Consider the following 10,959-nt stretch of genomic DNA (forward strand, 5'->3'; position numbering starts at 1 on the left):
GTCCTGTGGCGCGTCGGGGCGGGGGGCTCATGCATGAGCCCGCTGGACCCTTTCGCCGAGACCTCCGGCGTCGACGTGCGGCGCCTGCGCTATTTTGTGGCCATCGCCGAAGAACTGCATTTCGGCCGCGCCTCGGAACGTCTCAACGTCGCCCAGCCCGCGCTCAGCCGCCAGATGGTCGAGCTGGAGGCGGCGATCGGCGCCACCCTGTTCGACCGCACGCGCAATCAGATTCGTCTGACCGTCGCCGGCGAGGCCCTGCTGCCCCGCGCCCGTCAGATCCTGAGCAGCATCGTCGAGGCGGCGCGTATCGCCCGACGCGCGGCGGCGGGCTCCATCGGCGTGCTCAATGTCGGCTTCGTCGGATCGGCGACCTATTCCCTGCTGCCGCGGGTGCTGAACGCCTTTCGCACCGATAATCCCGACGTTGATTTGATGCTGCACGCCATGAATACGGCGGAGCTGAAGGGCGGTCTGATCGAGCGGACCATCGACGTCGCCTTCGCGCGGCCTGGCATCGACGACCCCGAGGTGGTCGACGAACTGCTGTTGGAAGAGCCGCTGGTTGTGGCCCTGCCGGACGTCGATCCCCAGGCCGCACACAGTGAGATCGCGCTCGGCGACCTGGCGCGCCACGCCTTTGTTCTCTACCCGCGTTTCCCGCGCCCCAGCTTTGCGGACATTATCCTGAAGCACTGCGCCGAGAGCGGCTTTTCGCCGATCATCGCCCACGAAACCATGGATGTTCAGACGGCGCTGGGGCTGGTCGCCGCCGGTGCAGGCGTGTCTCTGGTGCCGGCCAGCGTTCAGGACGCGCAGCGCCTGGGCGTGGCCTATCGCCCTCTGCGGGCGCCCGTCCCGACCACCCGGCTCAGCCTGTCCTATCGCCGCGACAATCGCTCGGCGACGCTGGCGCGCTTCCGCAGCCAGGTCAAAGCCTTCGCTGCTGCTCACAAGACCCGGAACCAGGAGGCCGCCGAGGGCGCCTCCGTTCCCCTTCATCAAGGACCTGCCTGATGGCCATGACGATCGACGCCTTTGAGACCTGTCTGGTCGATCTGCCCACGATCCGCCCGCACGTCCTGTCGATGACCACCATGCACCACCAGACCATGGTGCTGCTGACTTTGCGCTGCTCGGACGGCACGGTCGGGGTGGGCGAGGCCACGACCATCGGAGGCCTCAGCTACGGCGAGGAAAGCCCCGAGGGCATGAAGCTGGCGCTCGACACCTATTTCGCGCCTCTGGTGCTGGGCGCGGACCCGACGCGGCCCGCGCAACTGATGGATCGCCTGAGCCGGGCCATTGCGGGCAATCGTTTCGCCAAATGCGCGGTGGAGACGGCCCTGCTCGACGCCATGGGCCACAGGGTCGGCCTGCCGGTGGCCGAACTGCTGGGCGGTCGTCGCCGTGAGCGTCTGTCGGTGGCCTGGACCCTGGCCAGCGGCGACACGGCCAAGGACATCGACGAGGCCGAGCGGATGCTGGCGCAGCGTCGCCACAACATCTTCAAGCTCAAGATCGGCAAGCGCGCGGTGGTGGACGACGTGGCCCATGTTGCGGCCATCAAGCGCGCCCTGGGCGACCGCGCGAGCGTGCGGGTCGACGTCAACCGCGCCTGGGACGAGGCCAGCGCCGCGCGCGGCGTCGCCATGCTGGAGGCCGCAGGCTGCGACCTGATCGAGCAGCCGGTCGACGCCCACCTGCGCGGGGCGATGGCGCGGCTGGCCCAGCGTTTCACCATCCCCATCATGGCCGACGAATCCCTGACCGGCCCGGCCAGCGCCTTCGACTTCGCCGCCAATGCGGCGGCCGATGTGTTCGCGGTCAAGATCGCCCAGTCCGGCGGTCTGACGGCGGCCTGCGCCGTCGGCGCCATCGCCCAGGCGGCGGGCGTCGGCCTTTATGGCGGCACCATGCTGGAAGGGCCGGTGGGCACGGCGGCCTCGGCCCATGTCTTCTCGACCTTCGCCAACCTGTCGTTCCAGACCGAGCTGTTCGGCCCCCTGCTGCTGACTGAGGAGATCCTGGAGACGCCGCTGGCCTATGCCGACTTCGGCCTGAAGGTGCCGGACGGTCCGGGCCTGGGCGTGCGTCTGGACGCCGACAAGGTCGCCTTCTTCCGCCGCGACGCCGCTCGCAAGACTCAATCCGCCGGAGCCTGATCATGCTGTTTCATGTTCGCATGGATGTCCGCATCCCCCTCGACTACGACCCCGACCGCGCCGCCGAACTGAAGCGGATCGAGCGCGAGCGCGCCCAGGAACTGCAGACGTCGGGCAAGTGGCGGCACCTGTGGCGCATCGCCGGCCAGTATTCGAACTTCAGCGTGTTCGATGTCGCCGACGTGCAGGAGCTGCATGACATCGTCAGCAGCCTGCCGCTGTTCCCCTTCATGAACATCGAGGTGACGCCGCTGTGCCGGCATCCCTCCTCGATCCATGACGACGACCGCTGAGCGCGGCCCGAAATCCCAGACAATTCAAAATAATATAAGAGGAAATGACATGACCGAACGCCTGATCGACTCCACCGAAGTCCAGGCCCTGCTGGACAAGCTGAGCGGCGCCGACACCGTCAGTGGCGATCCGCGCCTGAAGGCCATCGTTCGCCGTGTCGTCGGCGACCTGTTCGCCGCCATCGAAGAGTTCGACATCTCGGACGACGAGTTCTGGCAGGCTTTGAACTACGCCGCTGCGGGCGCGCCGGAGTTCGGACTGTGGGCGGCTGGTCTGGGTATTGAACGCTTCCTCGACATCCGCGCCGATGCGCGGGACGCCGCCGAAGGCGTGGTCGGCGGCACGCCGCGCACCATCGAAGGCCCCCTCTATGTCGCCGGCGCCCCGGTCGAGCAGGGCTTCGCCCGGCTGGACGACGGCGTGGACAAGGGCGAGCCCCTGTTCATGCACGGTCAGGTCCGCGACGTGGACGGCAAGGCCCTGGCCGGCGCCAAGGTCGAGGTCTGGCACGCCAATACGCTCGGCAACTATTCCTACTTCGACAAGAGCCAGAGCGACTTCAACCTGCGTCGCACCATCATCACCGACTCCGACGGCCGCTACGCCTTCCGCTCCATCGTGCCCTCGGGCTACGCCTGTCCTCCGGGCGGCTCGACCGAAGGCATCCTGAAGCAGTTGGGCCGCCACGGCCATCGCCCGGCCCACATCCACTTCTTCGCCTCGGCCGACGATCACCGCCACCTGACGACCCAGATCAACATCGACGGCGACCCCTACCTGCGCGACGACTTCGCCTACGCTACGCGTGAGGATCTGATCCCCGCCGTGACCCACAAGGAAGGCGGAGAAGCCGCCGAGAAGTACGGCCTGGAAGGGCGCTACGCCGACATCGCCTTCGACTTCGTGATGCAGCCGGCCAAGGTCGAGGCGGAAGAAGAAGCTTCGCACCGCGCGCGCGTCGCGGCCTGACGTCTGCGTGGCGAGCACTCCTGGGAAGGAGTGCTCGCCGTCCTGTTTCCGAGAAGCCTGGAGTTTCGAATGGCCAGCAAGATCTATGCATCGCCCAGGGCGGCGCTGGAGGGGGTCCTGTTCGACGGCATGACCATCATGTCCGGCGGCTTTGGCCTGTCGGGCAATCCCGAGAGCCTGATCCCCGAGGTCCGCGCCGCCGGGGTCAAGGATCTGACGGTCATTTCCAACAACGCCGGGGCCGACGGCTTTGGCCTTTGGATGCTGCTGGAAAGCCGCCAGATCAAGAAGATGATCTCGTCCTACGTCGGTGAGAACAAGCTGTTCGAAAGCCAGTTCATGTCCGGTGAACTGGAGCTGGAACTGAACCCGCAGGGCACGCTCGCCGAGCGCATCCGCGCCGGCGGGGCGGGCATCCCGGCCTTCTATACCAGGACAGGCGTCGGCACGGTGGTGGCCGAGGGCAAGCCGACCGAAGAGTTCGACGGCGAGCTCTACGTTCGCGAGCGTTGGCTGCGCGCCGATCTGTCGATCATCAAGGCCTGGCGCGCGGACCCCGAGGGCAACCTGCAGTTCCGCAAGACCGCCCGCAATTTCAACCCGAACATGGCCACGGCGGGCCAGATCACCGTGGTCGAGGTCGAGGAGATCGTCGAGGCCGGGACCTTTGATCCCGATCAGGTGCACACGCCGGGCATCTTTATCGACCGGATCGTGCTCTCGACCATCAATGAAAAACGCATCGAGAAGCTGACCACGCGCGAAAGGGAGGCCTCCTGATGGCTGAGACCCAGATCGGCTGGACCCGCGACGAAATGGCCGCCCGCGCCGCGCGTGAGCTGAAGGACGGCTTCTACGTCAACCTCGGCATCGGTATCCCGACCCTGGTGGCCAACCACATTCCCGAGGGCGTTCACGTCACCCTGCAGTCCGAAAACGGCATGCTGGGCATGGGGCCGTTTCCCTATCCCGGCGAGGTCGACCCGGACCTGATCAACGCCGGCAAGCAGACGATCACCGAAGTGCCGACCTCCAGCTTCTTCTCTTCGGCGGACAGCTTCGCCATGATCCGGGGCGGCCATATCGACCTGACCGTGCTGGGGGCCATGGAGGTCGCCGCCAACGGCGACATCGCCAACTGGACCATCCCCGGCAAGATGCTGAAGGGCATGGGCGGGGCCATGGATCTGGTCGCCGGGGTCAAGCGTGTGGTGGCGGTGCTGGAGCATTGCAACAAGTACGGCGAGCCCAAGATCCTGGAACAATGCAGCCTGCCGCTGACCGGGCAGGGCGTGGTCGACCTGATCATTTCGGACCTGGCCGTCTTCGCGGTCGACAAGAAGCAGGGCGGGTTGACCCTCAAGGAGTTGGCGCCCGGCGTGACGCTGGACGAGGTGCGCGCCAAGACGGGCGCGGCCTTTGATGCGGGGGCGTTCGCATGATCCCGCTCAAGCAGGCGCGACCCGCGGTCGCGCCGATAGGGGACGAAAAATGACCCAAGCCTTCATCTGCGACGCCATCCGCACGCCTATCGGCCGTTACGGTGGCAGTCTGGCCTCGGTTCGCGCCGACGATCTGGCGGCCCTGCCGATCCGGGCGCTGATGGCGCGCAACCCCGGCCTGGACCCCGCCGCGATCGAGGACGTCATCCTCGGCTCCGCCAATCAGGCGGGCGAGGACAACCGCGACGTCGCCCGCATGGCCGTCCTGTTGGCGGGGCTGCCCGAAAGCGTCGGCGGCAATACCGTCAATCGCCTGTGCGCCTCGGGACTGCAGGCTGTCGGGGACGCCGCGCGCGCCATCCGTGCGGGCGACGCCGACCTGATGCTGGCGGGCGGGGTCGAGAGCATGAGCCGCGCCCCCTTCGTCATGGCTAAAGCCGAGAGCGCCTTCTCGCGCCAGGCCGCCATCTATGACACCACCATTGGCTGGCGCTTCGTCAATCCGGCGATGAAATCGGCTTACGGCGTTGATTCCATGCCTGAAACTGGCGAGAACGTCGCCGACGACTACGGCGTCAGCCGCGCCGATCAGGACGCCTTCGCCGTTCGTAGCCAGCAGCGCGCTGCGGCAGCTCAGGCCTCGGGCTTCTTTGCCGAAGAGATCATCCCGGTCGAGGTCGCGGGCAAGAAGGGCGTCGTCACCATGGTTGATACGGACGAACACCCGCGCGCCGACACGACGCTGGAGACCCTGGCCAAGCTGAAGCCCATCGTCCGCCCGGACGGCACGGTGACGGCCGGCAACGCCTCGGGCGTCAACGACGGCGCCGCCGCCATGATCGTCGCCTCCGAAGCGGCGGCCAGGGCTCAAGGCCTGGCCCCGCGCGCGCGCATCATCGGCATGGCCTCTGCCGGCGTGGCTCCGCGCGTCATGGGCGTGGGTCCCATTCCGGCGACGCAGAAGCTGATGGCGCGCCACGGCCTGACCATCGACCAGTTCGACGCCATCGAGCTGAACGAGGCCTTCGCCTCGCAGGGGCTGGCGGTGTTGCGCGGTCTGGGCGTCGACGACCACGATCCGCGCGTGAACCCGAACGGCGGCGCCATCGCCCTGGGCCATCCGCTGGGCATGTCCGGCGCCCGCATCCTGATGACCCTGGTGCACCAGCTTGAGAAGACCGGCGGCCGCTATGGCCTGGCCACCCTCTGCGTCGGCGTGGGGCAGGGGTTGGCGGTCGCGGTGGAGCGGGTCTGATGTCGGTTCAGTATTTCACGACCGACGACGGCTGCCGCATCCCCTATCGCTTCGACGGGGCCGAGGACGCGCCGGTCCTGATGCTGTCGAACTCGCTCGGCACCGACATGCAGATGTGGGAGCCGCAGATCGCGGCCTTCGCCGAACGCTTTCGCGTGCTGCGTTACGACAGCCGGGGCCATGGAGCCTCAGACTCTCCCGCGGGCGCCTATTCGATGGACCGTCTGGGGCGTGACGCGGTTCAGCTTCTGGACGCCGTGGGGGTGGAGCGGGCCGACTTTTGCGGCCTGTCCAAGGGCGGCATGGTCGGCCAGTGGCTGGGCGTCCGCGCGCCCGAGCGGATCGGCAAACTGGTTCTGGCCAATACCTCGGCCTACATGGGGCCGCCTTCCGGCTGGCAGTCCCGGATCGAGGGCGTCGTGACCAAGGGCATGGCCCCACTGACCGAAGCCTCCATCGCTCGCTGGTTCACCCCGGACTTTCCGGCCCAGGCGCCCGAGGCGATCGCGCCGATCCGGAAGATGCTGTTGGCCTGCGATCCGCAGGGCTATGCCGGCTGCTGCGCCGCCATTCGGGACATGGACCTTCGCCCTACGGCGCCGCTGATCATGCCGCCGGTGCTGGTGATCGCCGGAAAGCAGGACCCTTCCACCTCGGTCGAGGACGGTCAGTGGTTGGCCGATACAGTCCGCCAGGGGCGTCTCGCGGTCCTTGACGCGGCGCATCTGTCCAATGTCGAGGCGCCGCTTGATTTCAATAGGGCTGTGCTCAGCTTCCTCTGACGCCGGATCAGTGGGCCGAAAATTGGCCGGGCGGTCGGATAAGGCCGGGTAGGGAAGGCTGGGCGTCGGACACGCGTCGCCTCAAGGCGTCGGCGGCGGCCATGCGGCTGTGGACGCCGAGCAGTCGGAAGGCGGCGGTGACGTGAACCTTGACCGTGCTTTCCGAGATCGACAGGGCGCGCGCGATCTCTTTGTTCGACTTTCCTGTCGTCAGCAGCGTCAGGACCTCGCGCTGACGGTGGGTCAGAAAGGCGCGGTGGTCGCGGGGGGCGGCGGTCTCAGGCAGGGCGCCCGGCCGCAGGTCAGCTACCGCGGGCGGGACGTAGATATTGCCGTCGATGACGGTGCGGAACCCGGCGGCGATCTCGGCGGCCGACGCCTGCTTGGGCAGGTAGCCGTGGGCACCGGCGGCCAGGCTGTCGAGGATCGAGCGGCGGTCGTCGGGCCAGCCGATGACCATGACCTTCACCTGTGGAATGTGATCGCGCAGACGCCGCAAGCCTTTCAGCTCATGCATTCCAGGCAGGTCCAGATCCAGGGCCAGGACGCCGATGTCGGCCGCGTGGGAAAGGCCGTTCAGCAGGCTGCCGTAATCCGAAGCCTCCCGGATATCGGTGACGGACAGATGACTTTGCAGCGTTGCGGCAAGGCCGGCTCTGTAGAGAGGGTGGCCGTCCGCCACCATGATCGTTTCCATCTTCGCGCCCTATCCCAGCAAGCAGGACGTCCCCAGCGTTCCTTGCGTTCCTCGTCTGTCGTGACGATGGGCGTGATGTTGGAGTTTGTGAAGGTCTAAAAATAGACGTATTTTAATACTGATCGACGTTAAGTTTCATCTCGATGGTCTGAAACCTTTAATTTTCATAGTATGTGTCCAGATCGAATGAAACGAATGTTTTATTTTGATGTCTTTTGTTGATGTCTTGTCCTCTTTGTTTTCTCAATGCTCCCTGCCGGCGCGCCAGAGCGTCTGGGTCAGGGGTTCCAGAAGATAGGTCAGGGCGCTGCGCTTGCGTAACGGCACCATCACCTCGGCAGGGAGGCCGGCGCGAAGACCGGACGTCCCGCGCGCCTTGTTGATCTTGGCCAGCTCGGACGGGGGGACCGTCACCTCGACTTCGAAGTAGTGGGCGCCCGTTCTTTCATCTTCGAAGCTGTCGGCCGAGACGCGTGAAATGGCGCCTTGAAGAATTGGCAGGTTCCGGTCCTGAAGGGCCGTGAAGCGCACCTGAGTCTTCATGCCGATTTCGAGGTCGTCTGCGTCTGTGGGTGCGGCCTTTACCTCCACGACCAGAGCGCGGTCCTGTGGCACGATCTCCATGAGGGTGGCCCCGGCTGCGGCGATGCCGCCGACAGTGAAGGCGGTCAGGCCGACGACCTTGCCGCCTGCGGGCGCACGGATCACCGAGCGGGCCACCTGTTCACGGGTTGCGGCCAGCTTGGGCTGCAGTTCGTCCAGGCGGGCCTCGACCTCGCTGAGATGGGTGGCGACCTCCTCCAGCTTGGCCCGGTCCAGAGAGACGATCTGCAACCGGGTCTCGCCAATGGCTTCTCCGACGCGAGCTGAGTCTGCGCTCAAGGCGCCGTGCTGGCCGTCCAGTTCGGCGGCGCTTCGTTCCATGGCGCGAATGCGGTTCTTGGCGACGAAGCCGTCGGGCAGGAGTTCACGCAGCCCCTCCAGTTCCTCGGCCAGAAGTCGCTGCTGTTCGAGGTTTGAGCTCATCTGACGGCTCAGGCCGCCGACCTGCTCGGCGTGCTGGCGCATCCTCTGGCTCAGGACGGCGCGTTCGGTCTGGATGGAGGCGCGCCGCGCTTGCAGCAGTCGCTGCTGTCCTTGCAAGGCTTCGCGGCCCAGGGCCTGATCTGTTTCGGAATAGGTGGCGAACTCGATCGGTTCGGCCAGGGTCGACAGGCCGTCGCGTTCGGCGATCAGGCGGGCGCGACGCGCCAGAAGGGCGATCATCTCGCTGGTCAGACCGCGTTCGGAGGCCACCAGTTCAGGCGTGGCGATCCGCAGCAGAGGCTGACCGATCCGCACCGTCTGGCCCTCGCGGACATAGATGTCGGTGATGACGCCGCCGTCGCGATGCTGGACCACCTGCCGGTTGCCCGATACGGCGACCATGCCCTGGGCCATGGCGCCGGCGTCGAGGGGGGTGAGGGCGGCCCAACCCAAGAGGCCGACAAAGAAGGTTCCGGCCACGATCAGACCGATCCGCCGTTCCCAGTGGGGCGCATCCAGGTTCTCGTCGAGCGGGCTGGCCTTGGGACGGTCGCTGGAGGTTCCGGTCATATCCCTACCTCGGCTTCATGGAGACGACGTTGGCGGTGGCGCGGGCGGCTTCCAGGGCGTCGCGCACCTCGGCCTGGGGCCCCTGATGTTCGATCACGCCCTGGACCAGAACCGCCAGGCGATCGACATTTCGCAGGATAGAGGAGCGATGGGCGACGATCAGGATGGCCGCGCCTCGGGCCTTGGCGGTGTTCATAGCCTTCTGCAGGGCCTGCTCGCCTTCAGCGTCGAGCGCCGAACTGGGCTCGTCGAGGATCAGGACCTTGGGGTCGCCATAGAGAGCGCGGGCCAGAGCGATCCTCTGGGCCTGGCCGCCAGACAGGCCGCGCCCGCCCTCGCCGACGCGGGCGTTGTAGCCGCCCGGCAGATGCAGGATCATCTGGTGAACCCCGGCCTGGGTCGCGGCGTGAACCACGCCGCGCTCGATCTCGTCCTGGGGGGCGTCGCGATGGGCGGCGAAGCGGGAGATGTTCTCGCCTATGGTGCCCGCGAACAGGGCGCTGTCCTGCGGCAGGTAGCCGATGTGGCGGGCCAGTTCCTCGGGATCCCAGTCCTGGAAGCTGGCCCCGTCGATGCGGATCTCGCCCCCGTCGGGCGACAGGGCGCCGGCGATGATCTTGGCCAGGGTGGACTTGCCCGCGCCGGAAGGCCCAACCAGACCGAGGACATCGCCGGGGATCAGCTTCAGCGACACCGAACGCAGCAGGTAGGCGCTGCCCTCAGGATTGCGCACGGCGACGCTGTTCAGCTCCACATGACCGTCCGGATCGGGCAGGGCCATGGGCGAGTGGATCAGGGCGTCGGTCCCGGCGAACAGAGTTTTCAACGTGCCGACCGCCTGCCGCGCCTGACTGATCGTGGGCCAGACCCCGACCACCTGTTCGATCGGTTGCAGGGCGCGACTGAGCAGGACCGACCCGGCAATGATGGCGCCGACTGAAATTTCTCCGCGCACGGCCAGGAAGGCGGCGACGCCGAGCGAGAGCGATTGCAGCGCCATGCGCGTGAACTTGACCAGGGCGGTGTAGCGGCTGCCGCTGAGCTGCGTCCGGGCGCCGCTCGCCAGACCATCGTGCCGGTCCTCCAACTGGCGCGCGACCATGGCGCGCCGCATCCCAAGCGCCCGGACCACGTCCGACAGGGTCAGCGAGGCGTCGTGGGCGGCGTAGGCGTTGGCGCTGGCGCGGCTGCTTTCGGCCGCGCCCCTGCGGGTGTTGCGCTCATTGGCCAGGGCCAGCAGGAGCAGGATCACGCCCCCAGCCACGATCAGCCCGCCCAGCATCGGGTGAATCATGAAGGCGACGATCAGATAGATGGGGGTCCAGGGGATATCCATCAGGGCGATGGCGGCGGGGCCGGCCAGGGCGGTGCGCAGCCCGTCGAACTCCCGCATGGCCTGGGCCGTGGACGGCTCGCCCGGCGCGAGCCGGCGACGGACCATCAGCCGCTCAAGAATCTGGCCCGCCAGCAGTCGGTTGAGGCGCAGCGAGGCGCGCACCATGATCCGGTTGCGCATGGCGTCCAGCGCCGCCAGGGCCGCCAGGGCGAAGGCGACGATGACCGTCAGCCAGACCAGGGTGAGGACGCCGCTGGTCGGCACGACGCGGTCATAGACCTGCATCATGTAGATGGTCGGCGCCAGATAGAGGACGTTGACCAGGGCGCTAAAGAAGGCGGCCAGCCAGAAGTAGTGTCGGCAAGCCGACAGGGCGGTCTCGAAGGGCTTAGGCAACCCACCCAAAGCAACTTTCACGGTTTA

11 protein-coding genes are annotated in these 10,959 nt (G+C 67.0%); 8 read left to right on the forward strand and 3 right to left on the reverse strand.

The features are described 5' to 3' along the window. Positions 1-33 precede the first annotated feature (33 nt). Genes P0Y52_03240 through pcaD form a run of 8 tightly spaced genes read left to right on the forward strand, consistent with a single transcriptional unit; the run spans position 34 to position 6,907 of the window. A complete protein-coding gene (locus tag P0Y52_03240; protein WEK58565.1) occupies positions 34-1,017 on the forward strand; it encodes a LysR family transcriptional regulator in 984 nt (327 codons plus the stop codon). After that, complete coding sequence (locus P0Y52_03245; protein ID WEK58566.1) at positions 1,017-2,165, forward strand: muconate/chloromuconate family cycloisomerase; 1,149 nt, start codon at positions 1,017-1,019, stop codon at positions 2,163-2,165. The genes P0Y52_03240 and P0Y52_03245 overlap by 1 nt, the downstream gene beginning before the upstream one ends. A 2-nt stretch (positions 2,166-2,167) precedes the next feature. Further along, positions 2,168-2,458: a muconolactone Delta-isomerase gene (catC, locus tag P0Y52_03250; protein ID WEK58567.1), complete on the forward strand. Its 291-nt coding sequence runs from the start codon at positions 2,168-2,170 to the stop codon at positions 2,456-2,458. Positions 2,459-2,507: 49 nt separating this feature from the next. Next, positions 2,508-3,428, forward strand: a complete 921-nt coding sequence (gene catA / locus P0Y52_03255) for a catechol 1,2-dioxygenase (GenBank protein WEK58568.1) — start codon at positions 2,508-2,510, stop codon at positions 3,426-3,428. Between the two features lie 57 nt (positions 3,429-3,485). Then, positions 3,486-4,208, forward strand: a complete 723-nt coding sequence (locus tag P0Y52_03260; protein WEK59435.1) for a CoA transferase subunit A — start codon at positions 3,486-3,488, stop codon at positions 4,206-4,208. A 14-nt stretch (positions 4,209-4,222) separates the two neighbouring features. Continuing rightward, on the forward strand, positions 4,223-4,870 hold the full coding sequence (locus P0Y52_03265; protein ID WEK59436.1) for a 3-oxoacid CoA-transferase subunit B: 648 nt from the start codon (positions 4,223-4,225) through the stop codon (positions 4,868-4,870). Between the two features lie 49 nt (positions 4,871-4,919). Then, complete coding sequence (pcaF, locus tag P0Y52_03270; protein ID WEK58569.1) at positions 4,920-6,125, forward strand: 3-oxoadipyl-CoA thiolase; 1,206 nt, start codon at positions 4,920-4,922, stop codon at positions 6,123-6,125. After that, positions 6,125-6,907 (forward strand): 3-oxoadipate enol-lactonase, encoded by a 783-nt coding sequence (gene pcaD, locus P0Y52_03275; protein WEK58570.1) that lies wholly within the window; start codon positions 6,125-6,127, stop codon positions 6,905-6,907. Before pcaF ends, pcaD begins: the two co-directional genes overlap by 1 nt. A 7-nt stretch (positions 6,908-6,914) precedes the next feature. On the opposite strand, the gene P0Y52_03280 is transcribed toward pcaD, so the two are convergent. From P0Y52_03280 to P0Y52_03290, 3 genes are all read right to left on the reverse strand, one after another. Next, positions 6,915-7,604, reverse strand: coding sequence for a response regulator transcription factor (locus P0Y52_03280; GenBank protein ID WEK58571.1), 690 nt, complete (start codon positions 7,602-7,604; stop codon positions 6,915-6,917). A gap of 243 nt (positions 7,605-7,847) precedes the next feature. Next, positions 7,848-9,200 (reverse strand): HlyD family type I secretion periplasmic adaptor subunit, encoded by a 1,353-nt coding sequence (locus tag P0Y52_03285; GenBank protein WEK58572.1) that lies wholly within the window; start codon positions 9,198-9,200, stop codon positions 7,848-7,850. 4 nt (positions 9,201-9,204) lie between these two features. Beyond that, a complete protein-coding gene (locus P0Y52_03290) occupies positions 9,205-10,941 on the reverse strand; it encodes a type I secretion system permease/ATPase (protein ID WEK58573.1) in 1,737 nt (578 codons plus the stop codon). Positions 10,942-10,959 lie beyond the last annotated feature (18 nt).

Origin of the sequence: Candidatus Brevundimonas phytovorans (genome assembly GCA_029203145.1) — a bacterium.
Lineage (GTDB): Bacteria > Pseudomonadota > Alphaproteobacteria > Caulobacterales > Caulobacteraceae > Brevundimonas > Brevundimonas phytovorans.

Bases quoted from the DNA above. Each gene is read 5' to 3' on its own strand.
- P0Y52_03240 (WEK58565.1), top strand. From the start codon at position 34: ATGAGCCCGCTGGACCCTTTCGCCGAGACCTCCGGCGTCGACGTGCGG.
- P0Y52_03245 (WEK58566.1), top strand. From the start codon at position 1,017: ATGGCCATGACGATCGACGCCTTTGAGACCTGTCTGGTCGATCTGCCC.
- catC (WEK58567.1), top strand. From the start codon at position 2,168: ATGCTGTTTCATGTTCGCATGGATGTCCGCATCCCCCTCGACTACGAC.
- catA (WEK58568.1), top strand. From the start codon at position 2,508: ATGACCGAACGCCTGATCGACTCCACCGAAGTCCAGGCCCTGCTGGAC.
- pcaF (WEK58569.1), top strand. From the start codon at position 4,920: ATGACCCAAGCCTTCATCTGCGACGCCATCCGCACGCCTATCGGCCGT.
- pcaD (WEK58570.1), top strand. From the start codon at position 6,125: ATGTCGGTTCAGTATTTCACGACCGACGACGGCTGCCGCATCCCCTAT.
- P0Y52_03280 (WEK58571.1), bottom strand. From the start codon at position 7,604: ATGGAAACGATCATGGTGGCGGACGGCCACCCTCTCTACAGAGCCGGC.
- P0Y52_03285 (WEK58572.1), bottom strand. From the start codon at position 9,200: ATGACCGGAACCTCCAGCGACCGTCCCAAGGCCAGCCCGCTCGACGAG.